Source organism: Peribacillus simplex (assembly GCF_030123325.1).
In the GTDB taxonomy this organism is placed as follows: domain Bacteria; phylum Bacillota; class Bacilli; order Bacillales; family DSM-1321; genus Peribacillus; species Peribacillus simplex_D.
Map to the genome: position 1 here is coordinate 5,370,848 of NZ_CP126106.1, position 26,696 is coordinate 5,397,543.

Genomic DNA, 26,696 nt, shown 5'->3' on the forward strand with positions numbered 1-26,696 from the left:
CTATTTCTTGAATATGCCTTTTAAAATGAACGCAATATTGGCCGGTCTTTCCGCAAGGCGGCGCATGAAATATCCATACCAATCCGTACCATATGGAACATACACCCTTACCTTATATCCTTCTTTAGCAAGTTCAAGCTGCTTTTCAGTGCGGATGCCATATAACATTTGAAATTCAAATCGATTCAGGGGAATCCCCTGATTTTTGACCAAGTCCCTCGTATAATCAATGATTTTCTCATCATGTGAGGCCACGGCTGTGTAATGGCCATTTTGCATATGCTTCTTGATGATTTTCTTGAAATTCTCATCCACATCTTTTTTCTCGGGAAAAGCCACTTTTCTCGGTTCTTTATAAGCCCCTTTAACAAGTCTTAGATTTGGCTGGTATGCATCCAGTTCCTCAATATCCTTCTCAGTCCGATACAGATAAGCCTGGATGACAGTCCCCAATTCATTATATTCAGACTTAAGGTTTTTGAATACATCCAAAGTCGGCTGACAGCGCGGAAAATCTTCCATATCAAGCGTCACGAATACACGATGGGCTTTAGCTTCATCTAATATCCTCCGCATGTTATTCATTACCACTCGTTCGGACACATCCAGGCCCATCGAGGTCAGCTTCAGGGATAACTGTGAATCCAGTTCATTTGTGCCGATCATGCGGATCGCTTCGATGCACTCATCTGCCATCTTCCCTGCTTCTTGTTCATCCTCAATGAATTCACCTAAATAATCAATGGTGACAGCAAGCCCTTTCCGGTTAAGATCTGCAATCACTTCACATGCCATATCCAAGGATTCCCCAGCCACGAAACGAGATGCCCCAAACCGCAGCCCGTATTTTTTCGCTGCCTTTGTCATGCCTTTATTCTTTGATAAAAAAAGGAATAGATTTTTTAAAATTCTTTCCATCTGCATTCCCCTCCAAATCATTCTGGAAAATAGATGCACAAGATTATTTTACCATTTAATTCATTTTTCAGATATTTAGAATCAAGAATAAAAAAATTCATGAAGGGAAAATTAAACTCGTTTAAAGAACACTTAAGGAGGTAGAATGATGGAACAGCAAAATTCGTCTAATAGCCAACAGCAGTCCACCGGCTTTATGAAACAGCCGCCGGAAATGGTTTCGGTGAAAGATAGCTTATACTTAACAGATATGCTTGCATGGAATCTTAATGCGGTTAAAAAAGCACATTTTTTTGCCACACAATGCAAGGACCCGCAAATCATTGATGCGTTAAATCGGTGCGGATTCATGCATCAACGCCATTACGATACCATTTTGAAACATTTGAACCCGAACCAAAACCAGGTTCAACAACAATACCAGTAAAGGAGGGTTCTTTATGCCCAATGAAAACAAAGTCCAAAATCCAGAATCTCCCGTGGCGAAGACACCGCAAATGAATGACAGGGATTTTATAAATGATATGCTCACAACTGAAAAGTACTTTTGCAACTCTCTTTCCGTTGCCCTGCATGAAATGAGTAACCAAGCATTATTCCAAGACATTTTCTCCGTTTCCAAAGAAAATCAGGAGATGCAGCGAGAACTCTATAACCTTATGTTCGAAAAAGGCTGGTATAGTTTAGAAAAGGCGCAATCCACCAGCTTAGGCCAATCGTATCAACAATTTTCCGGTTATAAAAATCAATTTCCATCTGGAACGAACATTCAATAAGCAAACATTCAGGGGGGTGGATTCTGCTCCTTTTGTTTTTGTGCTAAAAGTAAAGCCGGCCCATCTGGGGGCCGGCTTTATTTTTAGATATCCGTTGAAAACATATACTTCTTATAGTGATACCGAATGCTGAATATTAGGCCCATGGCCATCATGTTCCCCATTAGCGAGCTTCCTCCATAACTGATGAATGGAAGCGGAATCCCCGTAATCGGCAAAAGGCCTACCGTCATGCCGATATTTTGAAAGACGTGGAACGTCAACATGCTTATAACGCCAACACAGATATATGTATAGAAGTTATTTTTCGTGTCCATTCCCGTTTTTGTAATATGATAAATCAATAAGAAAAACAAGGAAATAATGATACTTGATCCGATGAAGCCGAATTCTTCACCGATGATGCTGAAAATGAAATCCGAATGGCTCTCAGGCAAATACACTTCCCTCGAACCGATTCCCTTGCCCGTTGTCTGGCCGGAGCCGATGGCCAGCAAGGACTTGGTTAAGTGATACCCTTCGGAGCTGGCATAATTATATGGATCCAGCCAAGAATAGATACGGCCGAATTGATAGGATTTTACCCCTAGGTATTTTTCCAGGATCTCCGGCTTCCAAAGGACAAAGTACAGGACCGTTGAAGCGACGACAATTCCTCCCGAAACGATCGGCAGCAGGATCTTCCATGTTACCCCTGAAATGAAAATCATTCCGAGCATGATTGACAGGATGACAAGCGAGGTACCCAAATCCGGCTGTTGCATGATTAACATTAAGGGGGCACCGGTCACAAGACCGATTTTAATAAGCAGCCAGATATCCGTTTGAATCGTTTTCAGCATGTTTTTTAGATGATGGTTCGATATGACATTGGCTAGAGCCAAAATCAGGAAAACCTTCATGAATTCCGATGGCTGAATCGAACCGATTCCCGGAATGACGAACCAGCTTCTTGCACCATTTATATTAGGTACGATGTTACTTGGCATAATGATCAGCAAAAATAGCAAAAACAATCCGAATCCATAGGCGTACCAAGAGATTTTTTTCAGTTGGTCCGAATCCAGTGTGATGAACCCTAATACGATTCCAATCCCCACTATATACCAAAAAATTTGTTTAATTAAGAAGTTTTCAGCGTACTGTCCAGTCGTTTGGGCACTATAGATTGCTAGGCAACTTCCAACGCATAATAACAGCAATATTGTGACCAAAGAGAAATCTATTCGAGATGAAAATTTATTTTGTTCTTCCATACTTAACTCTCCCTTAAAAAGGCTCCTGCGATACATCTATAAATACACTTATTCATTATACTTTAAACAAATAAAATCACAACTATATCGAAGAATTGTTTACAGGCTTCATGGAGTTATTTCCATGAAGCCTGTATGCAGGGAGAGCTATGCGTGTGATTCCTTTGATTTTCTCCGTTTCAGCAATCTGCTGACCAAGCCATGGCTTGGGGAAAAGAGAAAGGCCAATCCGAATAATATGGCGGCCGATCCCACCATGCAACCTGATATCGAAGCATCCAAAATGGTGGCTGAATAGTAGCCGATGATGGAACTTAGCACCCCGACCCCGATACTGACCAATATCATGCGGCTTAAACGGTCTGACAGCAGATAGGCTGTTGCCGCAGGTATGATGAGCATTCCAACTACTAAAATGGAACCAACACTATCAAAAGAAGCTACAGTTGTCAGTGAAATGAGGCTCATCAATAAGTAATGGAAGAACAGTACAGGAATTCCCATTGCAGCCGCAAGTGATGGATCAAATGACACGAGTTTAAACTGTTTGAAGAAAAGGAAGATCAGTATGAGGTTCAGGATAAAGCAACTGCCGACAATCCAAACAGCTTTTGGTCCGACCTCGATTCCCGCGATTGTCATCGTGTTCCAGGGAGTATAGGCTATTTCGCCATAAAGGACATGTTCCAGGTCAAAATCTATTTGTTGCGTATACAAGCTCACGAGTACGATTCCCGTTGCAAAAAGGGAAGTGAATACAATCCCGATCGCCGCGTCAGATTGAACGCCCGACGATTGGAAAAGCTGGATCAAGAATACGGTGAGCAAGCCGAGCGCAGCTGCCCCTATCAGCATTGGAACAGAGTCACGGGTCCCGGTTATCAAAAATGCCAATACGATTCCCGGCAAAACGGAATGACTGATGGCATCCCCAATCAACGTCATTCTCCTGACTATCAAAAAGCATCCTAATACACTGCAAGCACCCGCCACCAATGCTCCGACTAAAATAATCCAAAAATCATTCATGATGAGTGGCTCCCTTTCCTTCTATTCTGTTCGAGAGAATATTTCTTTTTCGTCGATACCCTTCTCCATATAGATGAAAGCACTCCGCGTTTAGGTGCAAAAAGCATGGAAAAGAAAAACCATACCGTCGCGGATAAGACAATTAACGGTCCTGTAGGCAAATCATTGACCGATGTACTGATCAACGTTCCAGACACACCGCTCAACATTCCGAATATACCAGACAGGATGACCATGATATGCAGCCGTTCGGTCCAATACCTCGCAGAAACTGCAGGCGTGATCAGTAAAGATGCCATCAATACGACGCCTACAGCCTGGATGCCGATCACCACAGCTGCCACGATCAGCATCATGATGAAATAATCCAGAAAAACAACCGGCAATCCCATCCCCTTAGCAAACCCGGGGTCAAAGGACAGTAATTTGAATTCTTTAAAAAATACGGTACAAGTGAAAATGAGAATAAAGGAAACCGTCATCATCATATATACATCGGACATGACCATTGATGCCGTCTGCCCGAATAAAAAGGTATCCAATCCGCTCTGGTTTCCATACTCACTCTGCTGAATCTGTGTAAGCATGACAATCCCGAAGCCAAAGAAGGAAGATAAGACAATTCCCAATGCCGCATCCTGCTTGATCTTACTGTATCTCGTAAGCACACTGATCAAGAAGACAGCCACTAAGCCCGCAAGGGCCGCACCTATTAGAAAGTAGGAAGTGGATTTCACTCCAGTTAAAATGAAGGCGACACAGATACCGGGTAACGCTGCATGTGCGAGCGTGTCGCCAAGCAAAGACTGCTTTCTGAGGTAGGCAAAGCTGCCGATGACCCCGCTGCTTAATCCGAGGAACATCGTGCCAAGCAATATCCACCTTGTATTTGGATCAGTAATAATATCCAGTATATTCATCATGTACACCTCATTTTAATAAAAGGCCGGACTTCGTGTCTGATAGTATCGCTAGGCGGCCTCCATATGTTGCCTGTAAGTGTTCGGGAATGAACACTTCTTCCGTCGGACCTATTTTCATCACCTTTTTATTCAATAACATCGTCCAGTCGAAATATTCCTTCACGGTCGAGAGATCATGGTGCACAACCAGAACGGTTTTGCCTTTTTCCTTCAATTCCATCAGCAATTGTATGATCGCTTTCTCTGTTGCGGCATCCACCCCTACGAACGGTTCATCCATAAAATAAATGTCCGCTTCCTGTGCCAATGCACGTGCAAGGAATATCCGTTGCTGCTGTCCACCTGATAGCTGGCTGATCTGGCGGTTAGCATATTCAGCCATCCCCACCTTTTCCAGGCACTCCATCCCCTTCTGCCTTTCGGACTTACCTGGTCGCTTCAGCCATCCGAGATGACCATATCTGCCCATCATCACGACATCGAGTGCGTTGGTCGGAAAATCCCAATCCACTGACTCCCGTTGTGGTACATAGCCGATACTCTTCCTCATCGATTTATAAGTGGAACCCTTTATTGTGATTTGCCCCGATATCTTGGGGATCAATTCGAGTATCCCCTTTATCAATGTGGACTTCCCTGCTCCATTGGGGCCAATGATACCGATTAAATTCCCTTCCGGCACCTCAAATGAGACATCTTCGACAACCGGCTTCTTATGATAAGCAATCGTTAAATTTTCGACCTTCAAAGCTGCTAGATTCATAGTTTCTCCCCCTTATTTCAAAGCACGGACGATGGTGTCGGTATTATGACGGACCATTCCGATATACGTTCCTTCTTCCGTCCCCTTTTCACCCATGGCATCCGAGAACAATTCACCGCCGATTTCCACCTTATGACCCTGCTTACCTGCTCCTTGAATGACAGCCTCGATGGCCTTCCTTGGTACACTTGACTCAATGAAAATCGCTTTAATTTTGTTCTCCACAAGATAATTCCGCATATCCGTCACATCTTTTGATCCATATTCCGATAATGTATTGATCCCTTGGAGCCCTCTTACGTCAAGGCCGTATGACTGACCGTAGTACCCAAAAGCATCATGCGCTGTAACGAGCACCCGTTGATCTTTTGGTATTTTATTAATTTCATCTTGAACATATTTATCAAGTTCCTCCAATTGCAGAACGTACTCTTCATAATTTGCACGAAACTCCGCTTCATGGTCCGGATCATTGGCAATCAATTCTTTCTTAACAGCCTCCGCCGCAACGATCCAAAGCTTTACATCAAACCATACGTGGGGATCATGTTCCGTTGCACTCACTTTGCGAAGTTGGTTCTCATTGAAGTCCTCCGTTACGGGAATCGTCGGTTTATCCTTGCTCATCATTTCAAATATATCCGTCATTTTCCCTTCAAGATGCACACCGTTATAAAAAATCATATCAGCCGAATCCAGTGTCTTAACATCACCCTGTGTCGCTTTATATAGATGGGGGTCGACCCCCGGACCCATTAAACTGGTGACCTCGACTTGTTTACCGCCGATATTCTCAACCAAATCTCCAATCATTCCCGTTGTTGTAACGACATTCAGCTTGCCATTGCCTTTATCACTTTCGGCCGTATCATTGCCGCACCCCGTTAACATCAGCAATGCAGCAAGCACGCCCCCAATAGATTTCAGAAAACCCATCCATATTCCCTCCCTTTTTCATCTTTCTAAAATAGTTTCCCTTATGCAAAATTAAGTGTAAATTTTTTTACATTGTCGTAAATGCTAAAAAGTTTCCCATACACAACTTATTTTATACTATACACAAATATATAAAAAAAGTGCAACCATTTTTTCAAACATTTCAAAAAGGACAATGATTTTTACACACAGCAAAAACTGTCAGGAAGGTCCACTAGGGAGCTTCCTGACAGTCAGTCATTCCGTACATGAAACTATCGCTGAAGTTATATTATATTGTGGAGGTTTAATGGTGAATATAAACTATGGGGCTATTTCGGGACGGTGTAATTTCACGAGTAAACGCGGATTTCACGCATTCCATATGCATTGCCACTCATTTTTCCAAGGAAATTGCCAAGTACGCAAATCCCAATTCGATTCCGCAAAGCACAAAAAGGGTGATTAAAGTTTGGAACATCATGATCTCCTCCTCCTCTAAGACTTAAAACAATCTTAAAGGATGAAACCAATACCAGAACAAGACCTTATTTGAAGAAATCTTCAGCAGCCCCACACTGTTCTCTTGCCCTGAAATGGGTTTCATACTGTACAATATAAAAAAAGAAAAAACGGTGATACCATGACAAATATTAAAGAAATAGCTCAATCTGCCGGTGTATCCGTCTCAACAGTGTCCCGGGTATTGAATGATCATCCATATGTAAGCCCCGATAAAAGAAAGAGCGTCTTAGAAGCCATCGATCGTTTGAATTATACGAGAAACATAAACGCCATTCATCTTTCAAAAGGTAAAACGAATCTTATCGGTGTCATCATCCCCTTCAACAATCACCCATATTACGGGGCAATCGTTAACGGAATCACTAAACAGGCAAATGCAATTGGCTGCCATATCGTCATCTTTCAAACAAATTATGACAGAGAGAAAGAAATCCAGGCTTTTAATATGCTGCAAATGAAGCAGCTCGATGGCATTATCGTTTGTTCAAGGATTTCGGAAATGAAAATCCTTTTGGATTATCAAAAATACGGACCGATTATTTTATGTGAAGATACAGCCCAGGCTGAATTCTCATCCATCAGCATTGATCATTATGCAGCTTTCTCCTGTGCCCTTGAGTACGTGATTGCTAAAGGATATAAGAAAATCGGATACAGCCTCGGCCGTAAAAAGAGCAGAAATAGTTCCCACCGTACAAAGGCCTTTAACGATATCATGGGTAAACATCAACTGATAAACAATAAAGAATGGCTGTTTGAAGGCAGTTATCACATCAAAGACGGTGAACAATTGTTTCAGGAATGGAATTCGATGATAGATAAACCTGAAGCCATCATCATCACGAATGATGACACGGCGGCAGGCTTCATTCTTACCGCCAAGAAATCGGGTATTAGGGTCCCGGAAGATGTGGCCATTCTCGGTTTCAATAATGATAGCCTGAGCGAAATGCTCGACATCACGACCATTTCCTTACCGCTGGAATGGATTGGGAAAATGGCAGTGGACCTATTTGAGAATCCTGAAGAGGTCAAACATGTAAAACTGGACTACGCCCTTATAAAAAGGAAGACCGTATAGTTATCTCCATGCTTTATTTTGGTATATCATCATTCGATTTCTTCCTTACTGCCAACATTCATTAACTAGGAAAAAATAACCACATAAAATAATCATTGCGATATCCCAGAAGTTATTTTATAATTTTGATATAGTAAAGTTTACTCAATTACTAGCAATCTATTTGCGATTGCATGAATTTCATGAGTACAATCGTCCGACGTCACCTACAAGCTGACGCCAACGATTTCAGAAAATTGAATACTTCCTCATTTACCGATGAGTTAGAGGCTGCAGCTTATAAAAGTAAAACGGACGAGATTCTGGAAAATTAAAGACTCCGTTTGAAAGGATAAGTTGCCGAAGTTAGGGTATATTCCATGTATATTCTTGCTGGCGGTGTTACCGAACAGGAACACCACTGTCACGTTTTTTCAAAAAGCGTGGGGAGCTATCTTCGGAAGGATAAACGGGTTTATTATAAACAGCCGTCGATCTTTTTCGACTGCTGTTTTTTATTTTTCGTTCCCTTCCAATAAAAAGGAGTGTAACATCAATTGTCAAATTCACAATCAGCATCAAGCCCTACTGAACTGAAAAGGAGCCTGAAAGCGCGTCATTTAATGATGATTTCATTAGGTGGAACGATTGGAACAGGTTTATTTTTAGCAAGTGGCGGTGCCATTCATTCAGCCGGTCCCGGCGGTGCCTTGGTGGCATACGCGGTCATCGGCATCATGGTATATTACTTAATGACAAGTCTTGCAGAAATGGCAGCGTTCATGCCAGTGGCCGGTTCGTTCCGTGTCTATGCATCCAAATTCGTCGATCCGTCTTTCGGTTTTGCGATTGGCTGGAACTACTGGTATAACTGGGCAATCACCATTGCCGCCGAATTGGCAGCCGTTGTCTTAATTATGAAGTTCTGGTTCCCGGATAGCCCTTCATTTATCTGGAGTGCCATTGCGTTAATCACTATGTTTCTTATCAATTACATGTCAGTTAAAGGTTTCGGGGAAACGGAATTCTGGTTTGCCATGATCAAAGTCGTGACAGTCGTCATTTTCTTGATTACGGGTGTTCTGATCATTCTCGGAATCATGGGTGGGAATGACCCAATTGGTTTTTCCAATTTCACAATGGGCGAAGGTCCCTTTAACGGAGGGTTCTTCACGATTCTTGGCGTATTCATGGCTGCCGGCTTTTCATTCCAAGGAACGGAATTGCTTGGAGTGACTGCTGGTGAAAGTGAAGATCCAGAAAAAAATATCCCTAAAGCGATCAGATCCGTTTTCTGGCGCATCCTCTTGTTCTATATCCTTGCAATTTTCGTTATTGGAATGATCATTCCGTTTACGGATTCACGTTTATTGAGTCAAGATGTTGCCGTAAGTCCATTCACGCTTGTATTTGAACGTGCCGGCCTTGCATTTGCTGCATCCATCATGAACGCGATCATTTTATCATCCGTACTCTCTGCAGGTAACTCTGGCATGTACGCTTCAACCCGTATGCTATGGGACTTGGCACGTGACGGGAAAGCACCGAAATTCCTAGGCAAGTTAGATAAAAGAGGCGTACCTGTGAATGCACTTATCGTGACTTCATTAGTTGGCTGCGTTGCATTCTTAGCTTCATTTTTCGGTGATGGCGTCGTTTATATCTGGTTATTGAATGCTTCAGGGATGGCAGGATTCGTCACCTGGGTCGGGATTGCGATTGCCCATTATCGGTTCCGCAAAGCCTACGCTGCACAAGGTCTTGATATCAATGATTTACCATTCCGTGCAAAAGGCTTCCCATTCGGGCCTATATTCGCACTTGTCCTATGCATTATCATTATTATCGGACAAGGCTATCAAGCTTTCAGCAGCGATGGGATTGACTGGAATTCAATGTTTGTTTCGTACATTGGCTTAATTTTATTTTTCGTCCTATGGTTCGGATATAAAATCAAGCATAAAACGAAAATCATTCCCCTCGAGAAATGTGACCTTAAATCAAAATAATAGCAAAGGACCTGTTCTAAGGAGAACAGGTCCTTTTTTCATTTCAAATGATAAACACGGCATTCATATGGACGCAGCGGTTTGCTGGAGATTCCTTCTTCCTCCTGATCATAATTGCCGATCAGCCTTGTGGCTGAATATGCATGCAGCTCTTCAGGCAAAGTATAGGATGCCTGCTCTTCTTTAAAGTTGCATAGCACCAACAGCTTTTCTTCTTCAAACGATCTCGTGTAGGCAAATATTCGTTCATCATCCGGACATAGCAGTTCAAAACTTCCATAAACGACGACTTCATGTTTCTTGCGTAATTGGATAAGCTTTTTATAAAAATGAAAAATGGAATTCGGATCATTATAGGCATTTTCTGCATTAATCTCGGGAAAATTGGGATTAACCTTAATCCAAGGAGTCCCTTTGGTGAATCCTGCGTTCCGGGAGTCATTCCACTGAATCGGTGTCCTCGCATTATCCCTACTGCGGGCGTGGATGGCTGACATCATCCTCTCTTTTGACCAGCCTTGCGTTTTGACGAGTTCTTCATATGAATTCAATGTTTCGATATCCCGGTAATCATCGATGCTTTCAAATGCCACATTGGTCATGCCCAGTTCTTCCCCTTGATATATATAGGGTGTCCCTTGAAGCATATGAAGGCAAGCTGCAAGCATCTTTGCGCTTTCAATACGATACTTTCCATCATTACCAAACCTTGAGACAATCCGGGGCTGATCATGGTTGTTCCAGTATAAACTGTTCCAGCCATCCCCCTCCAAACCAGTCTGCCACTTGGAAAGAATTCGCTTTAAATCGGTAAGCTTCCACTTATCATTACTCCATTTCCCTGCTGGTCCGCTCCCCAAATCCATATGTTCGAATTGAAAGACCATATGTAGCTCACCACGATCTTTACCTGTGAACAATTGCGCCTCCTCCGGTGTGACGCCTGGCATCTCCCCAACCGTGATCACGTCATGTCCAGAAAGTGCCCGTTGATTGATTTCCTGCAAAAACTCATGTATGCGCGGGCCATTCAGGAAAAAGGGGCTTCCATCGCCATACTGTTTCTCATGATGAACGGTTCCATCTGAGTAGCTTTGATCTTTTGAAAGGAAGTTGATGACATCCATCCGGAAGCCATCGACACCTTTATCCAGCCACCAAGTCATGATGCTGTAGATTTCTTCACGGAGCTTAGGATTCTCCCAGTTTAAATCCGGTTGTTTCCTGCTGAATAAATGTAAATAATATTCATCCGTTCCTTCATCATATTCCCATGCTGAACCTTTAAAAATGGACTCCCAATTATTTGGTTCTTTTCCATTCCTGCCAGGTTTCCAAATATAATAATCACGTTTCGGATTATCTTTAGAGGATCGGGATTCCTTGAACCACGGATGTTCATCAGAAGAATGGTTGACCACCAGGTCCATCATGATCTTCATTCCACGTTCATGAACCGCCTTCAATAACCTATCGAAATCAGCCATGGTTCCGAATTCAGTCATGATTGATTTATAATCACTGATATCGTATCCATTGTCATCATTGGGAGATTGATAAACAGGGGATAGCCATATCACATTCACACCCAGCTCTTGTAAATAATCGAGCTTCATCAAAATCCCGTTTATATCCCCTATCCCATCTCCATCACTATCCATAAAACTCCTTGGATACACTTGATACACAACTGCCTCTTTCCACCATGCTTTGTCCATGCCTTTCCCCCTCTTTAGCCGCATTGATATAATTACACCAATACCCCTATTATAAAGAGGGAAACTTCAGAATATTCTACTTTTATTCAGCTATTCCCGTTTGAATCATTTCAATATCCAGATCCACCTCGATTGGAATATAGGGATATGCCTTCTCCCAATGTGTCTGATCAAAGTTTCTTGTTTTACTTTTAGCGTGATCACCGATTGCAATCGGATCGATATTGTTCTCCTGAAACATGGTTACCATCTCATTTAATTTTTTCCCAATGACATGCTCGGCCCTGGCCTCTATTTTATTCAGGTCGACCGCTTTGCCCAAGTCATAGCCTTGGACCTCCAGCAGACTCGCTTTTAATTTCACTTCAATCCTGACCTTGGGGTCATGGTTTGCATTCGAAATATGATAATCGACACGTGACTCCACGTTATTGATATCTGTAAAGTCATTTTCCTTCCATTTAATTTCATAACTCCCCATCTTAAAGTTTTCAGTAAGGACTTTAAATAAAAGCCCTTCCTCATAAGGAATATATTTACCAATATAACGGTCCTTTTTAAACAAGGCGATCCCTTTTATCCGTATTTGGTCCCCTGCCGTTTCCAATAAGGGCAAGACCGGGTCGATTCCTTTACCATGACACGCATATAAATACCTGTGGAGATCCGCATCAGGCAAATTAGTCCTGATATTCTGTTCGATCAGCTCTTTCACTTGAACCCCTGGAGTTTTAATCAACTTCGGCTCCATTTTAACTACATCCTCCGCTTTGCCATGAACGACCGCTAAATACAAATCCCTTCCCACCATTGGGTCCCGCCTATATGTATCGACATAATCATTCAACCCCTTGCTTGCCAATTCTTCACCATAGAGAATGACCGTCAGTCTCCCACCGACAATCGGGAATGGTGTTTTTGCATTTTCCTGCTGGCGGGCTGCCTTTATATCATGGGAGACCGCTTCATATACTTCTTTACCTAGATTTGCTTCCTCACCAGGCTGAGGAACGCTGACAACGACCGTACCTTTGACTTTTTTATCTTCGGCATCATCATAACCCACGACTTCAGCAATTAAAATATCTTCTAATATTTGTTTTTCCACGCCGCAAGCCGTCATCAAGAAACCTGCCAATGTTATAAAAAGAAGTCGGATTTTCATGATTTATGCCCCCTGACTTTATAGACAATCGACTGCCATATGAATAAGAGAGGAAGATACAAATAAACGATATAAAAACCAATTTCCGAACTGATCGTGTTAAACTTATCGATTCTATAGCGGTTATCCAATAAAATGCAGGAAACTAAAATGATTAACAGAATCAAGACCAGCATCTTTTTCTGCCTTAGTCCAAATACTCTTTTTGCTGTCCTGCTCGCTGCCCAAACCCCTATGCAAACATTCGGCAGCACCATAAACAGCCAAACGGAAATCCCTATGTATTCGAACCTTTCAATGAATGGAAGATCTACAATTTTCCATAACGTCAAAGTTGCCCATATTACATCTTTCAGTTGATCTTGATGATAGTAGGCTAATGAAACAATGATGGATACTAAATATATCACCATAGTAAAAACCACCCCTAAGTGGGCCCACTTTTGTGATTTTTCACGGTTTTTAATGAAAGGGTAATAAATGAGGAGTAATTCAAAACCAAGGTAATTCAGGGTCATTTTCTTACAGGCATTCATGATTTCCAAAAAGGAATGATCAAGAAAAGGACCCAAATTTTCAAAGTGGGAGTACTTCAATGGGAAATAATTCAAAAGGAATAATGGCGACCCGATAATAAGCCCGATTATGCAAAAACCGGTGATGACCCTGAACCCTCCCTCCACAAAACTATACACGAGAATAAGAATGATGGTTATTAGCATCAGGATATTAACACCAGGGAACATCCAAACCTGAATGACTTCTAAATAAGTCCTGATAAGAATGATGGAGATCATTATGAAGTAGAGGATGAATAAAATATTCAAAGCATTTCCGACCCATTTACCGAACAAATCCTTGTGGATGGCGACTATATCAAGTGTTTGGGGACCCCTGCCTAAAAGCTTGAAACACATCCAAAGCAGAACATTTATGATCATCCCTGATATGAGGACAGATAACCATGCGTCTTGACCAGCCTCTTTCGCTATGACCCGTTCAAACCCCAATATCCCTACCCCAATCTGCATGCCGGGCATGAGGAAAAAAACAAAAAATGGAGATATTAGTTTAGTTTCATTCGGTTTGACTTCCATACCTTCTCACCGCTTTCTACACCTTATTCATCAATATCACTATGGGAGTTTCGCTCTTCCGCCTCCTTCCTTATCCTTAGTGGATTTTCCGTCCGCAGAAATTGCGGACGTTTTTTCTGCTTTGAAAAAGGGAGGCGAATGAGACTATCTTTAAAGTCATGAATTCTTAACGGGTAAAGCGGGTCTAAATATGGACTGCCAAGCGAAGTCAATTTCAATAAATGACTTAAAATGAATGCACTGCATAAAGCTATTCCAAACAGGCCGTATAACTGGGCTGCAATTAGAAAAGGGAAGCGGATAAGGCGGATGGTATTACTGATTTGGTAAATCGGCACCGTAAATGAAGCCAAGGCAGCCAAAGCGACGAGCATCAGTAAGACATTACTGACAAATCCGGCTTCCACAGCGGCTGTACCGATGACTATACCGCCAACAATACCAATGGTGGAACCAACCTTAGCAGGCAGCCTGACCGCTGCTTCCCTCAGCAATTCAATCGTCCCTTCCAGCAAGATGGCTTCCAAGATCGGCGGAAAGGGGATCACTCCCCTGGATGAAATTAAGATTGGCAGCAAATCCGTTGGAATCACTTGATAATGATAGGTTAAAACGGCAACATACAGCGGTGAAGATAAAACGGAAAACAGCACTGCGAAAAGCCGAATCAAACGGAATGAGGTGCCAAGATTCCAAATTTGAAAATAATCTTCAAATGACGAAAAGAACGAAATGATGGTATTTGGACCAACTAATGCATGTGGAGAACCATCCAGCATGATCCCTATTTTCCCTTCCGATAATACACTGGCCAGATGATCAGGCCGCTCCGTATCAATCAGTTGCGGAAACATCGAATTTCGATTATCCGTGATCATCTGGCTTACAAACGAAATATCGACGATCGTATCATATTCTATATCATCTATTCTCTGCATGACTGTATTAACGATCTGTTGATTTACTACCCCATCTATGTAGAGTACCGCTAACCTTGTTTGCGAGATGCTGCCGACCCGGAATTCCTTTGACTGCAATTCAGGAGTGGGCAACCGGTTACGGATCAGATTCAAATTCGAATCAAGCGATTCAACAAAGGCCTCCTTGGACCCGACGACCGTATACTCCGACTCGGGTGTGGAAATTTGCCTTTTCACATTATGAACACATGGAATCAGCAAACACATTTCATCATCTTGCTTGTATTGAATCATGATTGATCCTGCCAAAACCAACCTTTGAATGTCTTTTAGATCAGCCGTCAATTTCATATCTTCCATCGGAATATCGCCTTTTAGTTGCTTAAGATCCTTCTTTGGTTGATCCGATATGACAGCCAATACTTGTTCATGAAGCTGTTGTACACTAACCAGTGAATTGAAGTAGGAAATAGTGTAGCCATCATCATTCGGGAATTGGAAGGTAAGAAAATCGTTGGATGCTTTAAACTTTTTAAAGAGTCCCTGAAAATCCTTGGAAGTAACCTGAAAGGATGCTGCATCCATTTCCCTCCTGCCCTTAAAAAACCTCACCATCCCACCCCCATTTCCTTCTTAAAGTTTTTAGTTCATTCGATTATTGTAACCACCCTATTTAAAGTTAGTCATGATCCACCGATATCTTTAAAATGGGAAAAGACCTATCCGGAATCCACCGGATAAGCCTCTTCGTCTTAATTCTTTAATGAATACCAATTACCTTGGACTTGGAAAAATGCGTGTTACTAGTTCACGGAACTCTTCAGCGAATCCTGCAACGGGTTTTCCATTCTCGATATCATTCGCATACCCTTTAATTCTTTGAACGAAGTCCGGGTTTGTCGACACATAAACTTGGTCTACCGATGGATCGGCCCCCCTCACTGCATCAGCAACCCTTTCTTTAAGGTCATTCGAGATATCCTTATCCCCGCCGTCTTTCAATACTGCCCCTACATAGGCATTATTTTCAGTAACGATGACACTTGCGTTACTTACTTCCTTCAAGGCTTCGACCCGGTTTGAGATATCCTCGGAGACCCTCATATCGTTTATGCCATTACCGTTATCATTATTGTTATTGTTATCATTAACATTTTGCCTTGTGTCGCTCACATTCATCGGATTATCTAAATTATCTTGATTGGTACGATTCAGGCCAAGATTTTCACTGGCATCATCTTTATCATTAGGGGAACAACCTGTAATCACTAAAGCCATCATCGCACTTGATACTATCGCTTTATAATTCATTTCTTCACTCCTCTAAAATCGTTTAACATTACTATTTACGAGGAGAGGATGGATTATTCAGAAGAAGTGATCTTCAATCCGATAATCCCCACCAAAATTAAACCGACTAATACCAACCGCATAGTATCCTTAGGCTAATTGCTCAGGCTGTTTTTCTTTTCCCTAAACAAAGCTCTATGAAACATTATTGTAAGACAAGATTATTATTCGGGTGGTGACAGTGGCACTCTCTTTACAAAGCTTTACCCGAAGAACCAAATAAGCGTATTTTACCAATAACCATTTCTTTCACCGCTTCACGACCAAGACTTACATATTTGCTTGCATCGTAAACTTCAGAATCTTGATTTAATATGTCTCTAACAGTTTTTGTAAACGCAAAATGATTATCTGCATTCACATTAATTTTTGCAGTTCCTAACGAAATAGATTTTTTTATTTGTTCAGTAGGAAGGCCTGAAGCACCGTGTAAAACTAAGGGTATACCAATTGTTTGACTAATCTCTTTCATTTCTTTAAAACCTAGTTTGGGTTCTCCTTTGTAAAGGCCATGAACAGATCCGAGTGCTGGAGCTAAAAGGTCAATACCAGTGAGTTTAACTAACATCTCACAATCCTTTGGATTTGCATAGATAGAACCTTCTGAGACTACATCATCTTCTTTCCCACCTATACTTCCTACCTCAGCTTCAACCGATACTCCACGTTCATGAGCGTATTCAACTACCTGCTCGGTTAACTTCACATTTTCTGCAAATGGTAAACGGGATGCGTCTATCATAACCGAAGTAAACCCAGCATCAATGGCAGCTTTACAATTTTCTACACTAGAACCGTGGTCCAAGTGGAGTGCTACTGGAACAGTTATATTCATTTCATTCATAAGTGCTTTTACCATCGCTACAGCTACGGAACAACCACCTAAATAACGAACTGCTCCTTCCGTTACCCCAAGAATGACGGGTGATTTTTCTTCTTCAGCAGCTCCTAAAACAGCTTGTGCCCATTCAAGGTTATGTATGTCGAAATGTCCTACTGCATAACCTTCCTTTAAAGCCTTGATTAGCATTTCTTTCACTGTAACTAATTCCATTTTTCCACCTCGATTAAGTGAATGTTTGCTTTTAGAGGTTCATATGAATAAACTTTAGCATCAATGTATTTTTATTTGACATAACATGCAGAACAACTAATAACCAGACTTAATATCATGGAAATAAATATCAAAAAAACTCCATTCTACTACGATACCTTGTTTCTATTCATTTTTAATTTAACTTAGCTAAAATTTCTCTAATAAAAGCTGGCTCATCATTCGGAGTCCTTGAAGTAATTATGTTTTGACTTACGACAACTTCTTCATCAAGGTATTTTGCTCCACTATTTATTACGTCATCACGAATACCTTTATAACATGTAATTTCTTTACCGTTCAGGATATCCGCACTTATCATGACTTGTGGGCCGTGACAGATTCCAGCTATCACTTTCGATTTGTTATGCAGACCCTTAACGAAATCAACTGTATCCTGATTAACTATTAATTCTTCTGGTGCACTGCCACCAGGTATTATAACAGCATCAAAGTCATTTGCGTCAGCTTCACCAGCTGCTAATTCAGTTTGATAAGAGACTGTATTTTTCTTCCCTTTACATACAACACCTCTTGCATTACCGATAATTACAGTTTCATGACCCGCTTTCTTAATTTCTTCATAAGGGTTTTTCATTTCGGAATCCTCGAAATCCGTTGCTAGTAGAAAAGCTACTTTTGCCATTTTTATAACCTCCAAGAGATAAAGTTTTCAGAAAAGAAAGCCTCTACCCTATATATATTAGTAGAAGCTTTATATGAAACTTTAGACTGAACTCACTTTTTATAATTAAACTTCCGCGCTAAACATTCGTTAGATGTAGGAAAAATTCATAAGCCTCATTATCTGGGTATCCTTCATGCACGACTTTAGCAACAGCTTGAATCATTGCTTCTGGATTCGCAGATTGGAAAATATTTCTACCCATATCAACTCCTGCAGCGCCACCTTGAATGGAGTTATATGCTAAAGCTAGTGCATCTTTCTCATGAATTTTTTTACCACCAGCAACCACTAGTGGTACTGGACAAGCTGCGGCTACTTTTTCAAAATCATCACAATAATATGTTTTAACAATTTGAACTCCAAATTCGGCTAGCATTCTTGTAGCCAACAAGAAAAATTGAGGAGTCCGTTCCATTTCCTTTCCAACTGCTACAACACCCATTGTAGGAATAGAATATTTTGAACCTAGGTTTATCGCTTTATTTAATTCTTCAATTGTTTCTTTTTGTCCATCAGCACCAATAAAAGTTTGAATAGCTATTGCGCTTGCATTCATCTTAATTGCATCATCTATATCTACAACCATCGATTCGTGGCTTAAATCATCTTGCAAAATGCTCGAACCTGATGATGCTCTTAATGCAATTGATTTATTAAATGTCGGTGGTACACTACTTCTAATTGCACCTCTAGTTCCCATCAGACAATCAGCATAATTTGCTAACTTAGGAATTAGAATATCTAATCTTTCTAACCCAGATGCTGGTCCCATGAAGTAACCATGATCAAATGCTAGCATTACTGTTTTCCCAGTTACTGGGTTGAAAATTCTTGATAATCTATCCTTCATTCCCCAATCATAATTAGCAGCACCCTTTACATGAAAATTACCATTATTAGCAAATGCTACATCCTCTGAAAAGTCTTTCGCCGCTTTGTTTCCTATATTATCCGCCATTCTGATCTTCCTTTCTTTACTATATTCTAATAATAATTATTAAAAATCGTAGTCGTTTGTATTTTCTTTCGTGAATACTATTCTTTCAGGCAATATGATGATGCCAGAGTCTTCTGCTTCGTAATCATAGCCTTGAACTGTGTTAGGCTCTACTTTTACTTCTCCAAGCTCAGGGACATCAATAGTACCTCCAACTTTTAATTCATTTCCTTGTGCTAAATGATACGCAATGTAAACGGCAAGTGCACCTTGATCTTTAACATCCCATAAACCATGATTTTCAATTGTTTCATTTTCAATATATTGTCTCATTGAATTAGGAGAAGCAAATCCAGTAATAACCACATCTTCCTTGTTTAAACCTTTATTCTGTGCTGCTTGCGCCATAGCAGGAAGAGCCGTTGAATCAGGACAGATGATTACATCAATATCAGGATAGGTATCTAAGATACTTTCTCCCTTTTGTAGAGATACCTGTTCGTTTCCTTCCCCGAATTGCTTTGTTGCAATTTCCCAATTTGGATATTTTTCAGCAATATACTTTTCAGCATAATCAACCCATGAATTTTGGTCTGGAACAGTTGGACTTGAGTAGAACCAAGCAACTTGTTGTGGCTCATCAGGATTTTCAAGTTGTTCTGCAGCCATGTCAACAAGCATAGCACCCAAAATGTCAGGTGTTCCTTGATTTATATAGGCTGATCTATATTTTGGATCAACATCTGAATCCCAAGTGACAACTTTAATTCCAGCATCTAATGCTTTTTGTAATGCCTGATTTAATCCATCTGAAGAAACAGACGAAATAGCTATTGCATCAGCACCACTATTAACTGCACTATTAATAATTTGCACTTGATTTGCAACTGTTCCTTCAGGGGCACCATCATACTTAACATTAAAACCAATTTTTTCAGCCATTTCCTGTGCACCGTCATTCCCTGATTCAAAGAAAGCATTCCCTGTCATTTTTGGAATAAAGACTACTTCAATATCACTCGCATCCTTTTCTCCCTTTTCTCCATCATTACTGCTTCCAGCACCCTCGCTATTACAAGCTGCTAATAACATTGTTGAAATTGCCAGACCAGTGAATACTTTGAAAAATTTTGATTTACTCATTCAGATTACCTCTCTATCTTTCTTAAAATTTAGTAACCTTCTAACATTCACTTTAAATTTTTGACCTCCCATAAATGCTACTGAAATAATCAAGAGCATTCCTGTTGCTAGTCCTATATATTGTGTTTGGACCCCTCCCATTTGCAATCCTAGTTTTAGGAAACCAATGATTATGCTTGCAAGAGCAGTCCCGACAACACCCCCTTTACCACCTGTTATTAATGTTCCTCCTAATACAACAGCAGTTAAGATTGGCATTAAATATTCAGCGCCAAAATCTGCTCTAGAACTACCCAAATATGAAGTTAAAATAATCCCTGCTATTCCTGCACTTAACCCTGATAATACATATGTACTAGTAATTATTTTCCTCGTATTGATTCCAGAGTACTCTGCAGAATTTTGGTTAATTCCAGTTAAATAAATGTATCTTCCATATCGCGTCCAATGAAGTAGCACGTAAGCAATTAGCAGCATGACAACAAAAATGATGACTGAATGCGGGATGCTCCATATTTTACCATTAGCTAGATTGATAAACCCTTGTGAAAACCCGGAAATCCCTTCATAAGTACTTGCTCCAGACATTCCAACCAAAACTAAAGCAATACCGCTATATAAAAGCATCCCGCCAAGCGTTATGACCATCGCTTGAACCCTTGTATAAGCAATTAGAACGCCATTCAGTAAACCACATAATCCACCAGCTAATACTGCGAGAAGAGCTGCACCCCACATATTCATTCCGTAAACTTGAGACAGAAGACCCGTTACCACAGATGTTAATCCGATAATGGATCCACCAGATATATCGATACCCCCAGTAATGATGACAAAAGTAACGAAGAAGGCAATGATTGCGATCCCCACAAAATCGTTAAAGCTATTTAATAGAATTTTTATATTCCAAAATCTCGGGTTAATCAGACCAAAGATTATGATTTCTGCAAGTAAAGTAGTTAATAAGACTAAGTTCCATTTGGGTATTTTTTTTAACATCCTAATCTCACACCTCCTCCTTGTAGTTTAGAATCCTTGTATTTAATCTATCCCTTCTTGTTCTATTGTTAGCTCGGCGTGCAATTAGGACATCAGCAACAACAATGATAATTAATAAAGAACCTGAAATAGCGGAATTCCAGAATGCAGGGACCTTCAAGAATACTAAAACAGAGTTGATGGAACTCATGATAATCGCTCCAATTGATGCCCCTATAACGGACCCAATACCTCCGCTTAAGGATACTCCCCCAAGAACTGCTGCAGCGATTACAATCATTTCGATCCCCAATCCAGCAGTCGTTGAAATAAAGCCAATTTGGCTGGCAAATATTAGCCCAGCAATGGAAGCTGAAACACCGGAAATGACAAAAGCAATAACTTTGTATCGATTAACAGGTATTCCAATTAATACGGCACCATCCTCATTATCACCAATCGCAGCGAAGTACCTTCCTTTTTTACTATTAGATAAGTAAAAGTGAACGAGAATAACTGCTAAAATGATAATGATCGTTAGTATATTTATTCCGAACACATTCATCTGTGAAATGTGTTTGAAGTTGTCTGGAAGATTCTCAACCCACTTTCCATTTGTAAAAATCACTTGGGTTACCCTGAAAATTTCAAGCATACCAAGGGTCATAATAAATGAAGAGATTTTTAACTTAGTCACTCCTAATCCATTGATTAATCCAATAACAGCACCTATTGTGATCGCTATTACTACAGCCAGGAAAACACTCCCGCCATCTCTAAGAATAACTCCACTAACTGAAGCACTTAGACCTAATACTGCACCGATAGAGATATCGATTTCACCAGTCAATAAAACAAATGTCATCCCTACTGCAAGCACGATATAAAGCAAACTATTCTTTGCCGCATTGTGTATGTTTCCTGAAGAAATAAAATCGGAGTTAATTAAACCTACAATCGCAAACAGCAAAACTAAGAATACTAGCGTTCTAAATTCTCGATGCTTTGTCATACCTTTGACTTTAGACATGTCTTTCACTTCCTTTATAAGTGCCAAAAGCCGCGCTCATCACATTAGTTGCATTTATCTCATCTAAACCTAAACAAGCATTACAGGTTCCCCGATAAATGGCATATATTCGGTCACTAATTCTTTCAATTTCCTCCAAATCTGATGAAATGAGTAATATGGAGTATCCCTGTTCTTTTAATTGAGTAATGATGGAATATATATCACTTCTGGCAGCTGCGTCAATTCCTCTTGTTGGTTCATCCATGATGATGATTTGTGGATTTGTTGATAAAATTCTTGCTATAACAACCTTTTGCTGATTTCCTCCAGATAAGGATTTAACCTCATCATCCTGGCTGCTGATTTTAATACTCAATTTGTTAACATACTCATCCGTGATATCTTTTTCAAATTTTTTATCAATGAAAAATCTGTGTTTTTTTATTACTTGTGCTGTAACATTATTACTTATAGAACTTATTGAAAAAATCCCGTTCAAAAATCTGTCTTCAGGTATATAAGCTAAACCGCTTTCAATTGTTTCACTAGCAGATAAATCTGTGATATCTTTTCCATTCAAGTAGATTTTTCCGCTTTGGACTTTATTCATTCCATAAATGGCCTCTGCAATCTCTGTTCTTCCAGCTCCAACAAGACCAGCTAGACCAACTACTTCTCCCTTATATACATCAAAGCTAATATCTTTGAAGCCGTCTCCACCTAATTTTTGTACCTTAAGAATGGGTTCTTCCTTACTTCGATCCAAAAATTCCTTTTTAAATGTTTCATTTTCACTCCGTTCGCTATCCAAAGGTAATAATCCCTTGATTAACATTTCCTTTGTAAAATCATTTATCTTTCCTTTAAGAGTCACTTTTCCATCTCGTAATATAACAGCATGTGTTGAAATTTGAAAAACTTCATCTAATCTATGAGTTATATAAAATATTCCTACACCGGAGGATTTTAATTGTTCGATTAACTTAAACAAAGACTCCGTTTCAGCAAACGTTAATGAAGAAGTTGGTTCATCCAATATGAGAACCTTCGCATCTCTTAGGAGTCCCTTAATAATCTCCACTTGTTGCTGCTCTGCTATTGATAGGGAAATGGCAAATCTATTTAATTCTAGATTCCAACCTAATTGTCCAATTAACCTTCTTGCTTGCGCTCTTACTTCAACTTTATTCTTACTAAATCCAATCGTTAGATTTTGCTCGACAGTCATATTGGGAAATAGCAATGGTTCTTGTGGAACCAAATAAATCCCTTTACTATGGGCGATCGAAGGATTAAAATGAACGACCTTTTCCCCATTAATTTCTATACTTCCTTCATCCGCTTTATAAACTCCCGTAAGGATCTTCATCAACGTACTCTTTCCGGCTCCATTACCACCTATAATCGAAATCACTTCTGACTCGCTGATTTCTAGAGAAACACCCTTTAACACTTTATTTTGATTAAATGACTTCTGGATATTTTCAAATTTCACTAGCTGTCTTAATACTTCCATAAAAGACCCTCCATACTTTCTCAAAATATGTCTATGTATGTAGTTTAAACACTCTAATTTGTAACCGCTTTCTTAAGGGTACTTCAGTTATAATTTAATACATTTTATTAAGTAAGCATCACTTTATTCACATTTTAACTATTTCGATTAGTCGAAAAATACTATTATTTTTTATAAGTGATAATAAATTTCAAAACTGAATATACATAAAAACGGCTTAAAATACACGTTTATTCTTATTCTCCCGCTATGACAAAATCGTTAACATTTTATATTTACCTTGTTATTATTTTTAATTTTTTCAAAACAAATATTTATAGATGAATATTTTGTTTAAATCCAAATAATGATAAAAGAGTGATGAAAAATGACATATGAAAATGACTTAATCGTAAAAATTGCTTGGCAGTATTATATTGAAGGATTGACTCAAAATGAAATCTCTAAATCTCTAAACCTATCTAGAATGAAGGTGATTAAATACCTCGAAAAAGCCAAAACAAACAATATTATACAATTCAAAATTAACTTAGAAGAATTGGATAATCTGACGATCCAAAATAAGATTAAAGAAAAATACAATTTGAAGGATATTTATATTGTCCCAACCTCCCATGACAATACAGTTGACAGTCTTACAATTGCTGCTGCTCAATACATTGAAGATCGAATTACAAACGACACAATGATAAGTATAGGTTACGGAGAAGCAGTATCGAAAACCTTGGGACACTTACAAATATCTGCTAAATATAAAATTACTTTTGTATCTTTGTCTGGCGGCGTAAAGTTCTACATGCCCACAGCAATAGATACAAGTTCCGATTACTATACGAATCCAAATTATAATCACTACATTGTTCCTACTCCCCTACTCGTATCTTCAAAAGATATTGCAGATCATTTGCTAGAGGAACAACCGGTAAAAAAAATATTAGAAATGATTCCTTATTCGAATATTACTTTAATAGGAATTGGTGCTCTTAATGATCATGCGACTTTAGTTAAAGAAGGATACCTAAATGCGAATGATTTTGAAATTTTAAAAACAAAGGGCGCTGCTGGCGATTTACTAAGCCAGTTTTACGACATAAATGGTCATGTTTTAGATTTAGATTTTCATAAAAAGCTAATTAGTACTGAAATTAATGTATTAAAATCACTTAATCATGTTGTAGCAGTTGCAGGAGGCCATGATAAACAGGATGCAATAAAAGGTGCACTTAAGGGGGGATACATAGATGTACTAATTACTGATGAAGTGGTAGCTCAAAGTTTGGCTTAGGAAGAACTTAAATGATTCAGTAAATCATTGAAAGGAAGGTAATTATGGAAAAATACCTAATGGCTATAGATGCTGGAACCGGCAGTGTTAGAGTAATCTTATTTAATACATTAGGCCAGGAATTGTGTGTCGCTCAATCTGAATGGACGCATAAAGAGGATAAGAGATATCCAGGATCAATGGATTTTGATATTAATCAAAATATCAACATCATTACTGAACTAATAAAGGAAACCATTACAAAAAGCAAAGTAGCTCCAAAAGATATTATCTCTATATCAACCACAAGTATGAGAGAAGCGATTGTCCTATATGACGAAGAAGGAAAAGAATTATGGGCTTGTGCAAACGTAGATTCGCGGTCAAATGATGAAGTTTATAATCTTTATAGCATAAGCGATTCAATAGAATTTGATCTTTATAAGGTATCAGGTCAAACATTTTCCTTAGGAGCTATTCCAAGGATCCTTTGGATAAAAAATAATCTGCCTGAGACTTATAACAAAATGAAGTATGTCACCATGCTCAATGACTGGATTACCTATCGTTTATCAGATGTCATTTCAGTAGAACCTTCAAACGGCTGTACAACCGGGCTATTTGATATTAAAGAAAGAGTTTGGGACTCTGAATTAGCTAACAAAGTAAATCTAAGGGAGGACATTTTTCCAATTGTTCATGAAAGTGGAACAGTTATTGGAAATGTCACCAAAAAAATGGCAGCGCTTACAGGTTTAAGTCCAGAAACTTTAGTTGTTGCGGGTGGTGGGGATGCCCAGTTAGGATGCATTGGTGTTGGAGTTGTCAACGAAGGAGATGCAGCCGTTTTTGGGGGGAGTTTTTGGCAATACGAATATACCACGAATCATGTTGAAATCGATGACGAATGTAGAGTAAGAATTAATTGCCATGCTGTACAAAATACTTGGCAGTATGAAGCAATTGCATTCTTCCCCGGTTTAGTAATGAGATGGTTTAGAGATTGTTTCTGTGAGCTTGAAAGGTATCTTCAAAATGAAACAGGAGAAAGTATCTATTCACAAATGGAAAAGCGAGCACGTAACATACCAGCTGGCAGCTACGGTATGCTATGTACATTTTCCAATATAATGAACTATAAGGCTTGGAAACATGCAGCCCCAAGCTTTATCAATTACAAACTGGACTCAGATAAATCTAATAAGGCAAGCTTTTACAGATCCATTATGGAAAATGCCGCCTTTGTAACAAAAGGAAATATTGAATTGGTTAATGAAATAACAAATACATCTCCTGAGTCCATTATTTTTGCTGGTGGTGCATCAAAAAGCGATTTATGGTGTCAAATTGTTTCCGATGTACTTAACAAACCATTAAGAGTCCCCGTAGTTAGAGAATCAACTGCTCTTGGTGCTGCTATTTGTGCCGGAGTAGGTGCAAAAGTTTATAACGATTTCAATGAAGCCATTTCAAAAGTAATTAAATTCGAAAAAACGTATTATCCAAATCAAGAGAATAACGTAGTATATGAAGATTTATATAAAAAGTGGAAAGATATTTACAAAAAACAACTAGAATTAGCAGACAACGATTTAACAGAACATATGTGGATAGCACCTGGATTAAAATAAAGGCTGTTTC

General features: G+C 39.6%; 24 protein-coding genes and 1 riboswitch. Of the genes, 6 read left to right on the top strand and 18 right to left on the bottom strand.

Annotated elements, in window-relative coordinates:
• Positions 1-918, bottom strand: a complete 918-nt coding sequence (locus QNH43_RS25650) for a proline dehydrogenase family protein (protein ID WP_283916198.1) — start codon at positions 916-918, stop codon at positions 1-3.
• Positions 919-1,066: 148 nt separating this feature from the next.
• Here QNH43_RS25650 and QNH43_RS25655 point away from each other — a divergent pair, with 148 nt between their 5' ends.
• Positions 1,067-1,345: a hypothetical protein gene (locus tag QNH43_RS25655; protein ID WP_283916199.1), complete on the top strand. Its 279-nt coding sequence runs from the start codon at positions 1,067-1,069 to the stop codon at positions 1,343-1,345.
• Positions 1,346-1,358: 13 nt separating this feature from the next.
• Positions 1,359-1,694 (top strand): spore coat protein, encoded by a 336-nt coding sequence (locus QNH43_RS25660; RefSeq protein ID WP_076368185.1) that lies wholly within the window; start codon positions 1,359-1,361, stop codon positions 1,692-1,694.
• A gap of 83 nt (positions 1,695-1,777) precedes the next feature.
• Here QNH43_RS25660 and QNH43_RS25665 read toward each other — a convergent pair whose 3' ends face one another.
• The 5 genes from QNH43_RS25665 to QNH43_RS25685 form a co-directional block, all read right to left on the bottom strand.
• Complete coding sequence (locus QNH43_RS25665) at positions 1,778-2,950, bottom strand: FtsW/RodA/SpoVE family cell cycle protein (protein WP_283916200.1); 1,173 nt, start codon at positions 2,948-2,950, stop codon at positions 1,778-1,780.
• Between the two features lie 147 nt (positions 2,951-3,097).
• Positions 3,098-3,979 carry a metal ABC transporter permease gene (locus QNH43_RS25670; RefSeq protein WP_283916201.1) on the bottom strand — a complete coding sequence of 294 codons (882 nt, stop codon included), beginning with the start codon at positions 3,977-3,979 and terminating at the stop codon, positions 3,098-3,100.
• Positions 3,976-4,902 (bottom strand): metal ABC transporter permease, encoded by a 927-nt coding sequence (locus tag QNH43_RS25675; RefSeq protein WP_076368188.1) that lies wholly within the window; start codon positions 4,900-4,902, stop codon positions 3,976-3,978. The genes QNH43_RS25670 and QNH43_RS25675 overlap by 4 nt, the downstream gene beginning before the upstream one ends.
• A gap of 7 nt (positions 4,903-4,909) precedes the next feature.
• Positions 4,910-5,665, bottom strand: coding sequence for a metal ABC transporter ATP-binding protein (locus QNH43_RS25680; protein ID WP_076368189.1), 756 nt, complete (start codon positions 5,663-5,665; stop codon positions 4,910-4,912).
• A 12-nt stretch (positions 5,666-5,677) separates the two neighbouring features.
• Positions 5,678-6,601, bottom strand: a complete 924-nt coding sequence (locus tag QNH43_RS25685) for a metal ABC transporter solute-binding protein, Zn/Mn family (protein ID WP_076368190.1) — start codon at positions 6,599-6,601, stop codon at positions 5,678-5,680.
• A gap of 622 nt (positions 6,602-7,223) precedes the next feature.
• On the opposite strand from QNH43_RS25685, the gene QNH43_RS25690 reads away from it, so the two are divergent.
• Together QNH43_RS25690 and QNH43_RS25695 are read left to right on the top strand one after the other, a co-directional pair.
• Entirely contained in the window at positions 7,224-8,186 is a 963-nt protein-coding gene (locus tag QNH43_RS25690) for a LacI family DNA-binding transcriptional regulator (RefSeq protein ID WP_283916202.1), read from the top strand.
• A gap of 256 nt (positions 8,187-8,442) precedes the next feature.
• Positions 8,443-8,627, top strand: a riboswitch (Lysine riboswitch).
• A gap of 95 nt (positions 8,628-8,722) precedes the next feature.
• Complete coding sequence (locus tag QNH43_RS25695; protein ID WP_283916203.1) at positions 8,723-10,174, top strand: amino acid permease; 1,452 nt, start codon at positions 8,723-8,725, stop codon at positions 10,172-10,174.
• A gap of 38 nt (positions 10,175-10,212) precedes the next feature.
• On the opposite strand, the gene QNH43_RS25700 is transcribed toward QNH43_RS25695, so the two are convergent.
• From QNH43_RS25700 to QNH43_RS25755, 12 genes are all read right to left on the bottom strand, one after another.
• Positions 10,213-11,892 (bottom strand): glycoside hydrolase family 13 protein, encoded by a 1,680-nt coding sequence (locus tag QNH43_RS25700; RefSeq protein ID WP_283916204.1) that lies wholly within the window; start codon positions 11,890-11,892, stop codon positions 10,213-10,215.
• Positions 11,893-11,974: 82 nt separating this feature from the next.
• Entirely contained in the window at positions 11,975-13,057 is a 1,083-nt protein-coding gene (locus tag QNH43_RS25705) for a Ger(x)C family spore germination protein (protein ID WP_283916205.1), read from the bottom strand.
• The gene (locus QNH43_RS25710) at positions 13,054-14,154 is read right to left on the bottom strand and encodes a GerAB/ArcD/ProY family transporter (protein ID WP_283916206.1); all 1,101 of its coding nucleotides are present in this window, start codon (positions 14,152-14,154) and stop codon (positions 13,054-13,056) included. Before QNH43_RS25710 ends, QNH43_RS25705 begins: the two co-directional genes overlap by 4 nt.
• A gap of 23 nt (positions 14,155-14,177) precedes the next feature.
• The gene (locus tag QNH43_RS25715; RefSeq protein WP_283916207.1) at positions 14,178-15,689 is read right to left on the bottom strand and encodes a spore germination protein; all 1,512 of its coding nucleotides are present in this window, start codon (positions 15,687-15,689) and stop codon (positions 14,178-14,180) included.
• A gap of 159 nt (positions 15,690-15,848) precedes the next feature.
• Positions 15,849-16,385, bottom strand: a complete 537-nt coding sequence (locus QNH43_RS25720; RefSeq protein WP_283916208.1) for a YhcN/YlaJ family sporulation lipoprotein — start codon at positions 16,383-16,385, stop codon at positions 15,849-15,851.
• Between the two features lie 232 nt (positions 16,386-16,617).
• On the bottom strand, positions 16,618-17,478 hold the full coding sequence (gene fba / locus QNH43_RS25725; RefSeq protein WP_283916209.1) for a class II fructose-1,6-bisphosphate aldolase: 861 nt from the start codon (positions 17,476-17,478) through the stop codon (positions 16,618-16,620).
• A gap of 175 nt (positions 17,479-17,653) precedes the next feature.
• Entirely contained in the window at positions 17,654-18,163 is a 510-nt protein-coding gene (locus QNH43_RS25730) for a type 1 glutamine amidotransferase domain-containing protein (protein WP_283916210.1), read from the bottom strand.
• Positions 18,164-18,281: 118 nt separating this feature from the next.
• Complete coding sequence (gene lsrF / locus QNH43_RS25735; protein WP_283916211.1) at positions 18,282-19,163, bottom strand: 3-hydroxy-5-phosphonooxypentane-2,4-dione thiolase; 882 nt, start codon at positions 19,161-19,163, stop codon at positions 18,282-18,284.
• Between the two features lie 39 nt (positions 19,164-19,202).
• The gene (gene lsrB, locus QNH43_RS25740; protein WP_283916212.1) at positions 19,203-20,285 is read right to left on the bottom strand and encodes an autoinducer 2 ABC transporter substrate-binding protein LsrB; all 1,083 of its coding nucleotides are present in this window, start codon (positions 20,283-20,285) and stop codon (positions 19,203-19,205) included.
• The gene (locus QNH43_RS25745) at positions 20,286-21,284 is read right to left on the bottom strand and encodes an ABC transporter permease (RefSeq protein WP_283916213.1); all 999 of its coding nucleotides are present in this window, start codon (positions 21,282-21,284) and stop codon (positions 20,286-20,288) included. It lies immediately after the preceding gene.
• A gap of 7 nt (positions 21,285-21,291) precedes the next feature.
• Positions 21,292-22,293, bottom strand: a complete 1,002-nt coding sequence (locus QNH43_RS25750) for an ABC transporter permease (protein WP_283916214.1) — start codon at positions 22,291-22,293, stop codon at positions 21,292-21,294.
• On the bottom strand, positions 22,286-23,791 hold the full coding sequence (locus tag QNH43_RS25755) for a sugar ABC transporter ATP-binding protein (protein WP_283916215.1): 1,506 nt from the start codon (positions 23,789-23,791) through the stop codon (positions 22,286-22,288). The genes QNH43_RS25750 and QNH43_RS25755 overlap by 8 nt, the downstream gene beginning before the upstream one ends.
• A gap of 367 nt (positions 23,792-24,158) precedes the next feature.
• Between QNH43_RS25755 and QNH43_RS25760 the strand changes: the two genes are divergently transcribed.
• Together QNH43_RS25760 and lsrK are read left to right on the top strand one after the other, a co-directional pair.
• Positions 24,159-25,076, top strand: a complete 918-nt coding sequence (locus QNH43_RS25760) for a sugar-binding transcriptional regulator (protein WP_283916216.1) — start codon at positions 24,159-24,161, stop codon at positions 25,074-25,076.
• A gap of 44 nt (positions 25,077-25,120) precedes the next feature.
• A complete protein-coding gene (gene lsrK / locus QNH43_RS25765; RefSeq protein ID WP_283916217.1) occupies positions 25,121-26,686 on the top strand; it encodes an autoinducer-2 kinase in 1,566 nt (521 codons plus the stop codon).
• Positions 26,687-26,696 lie beyond the last annotated feature (10 nt).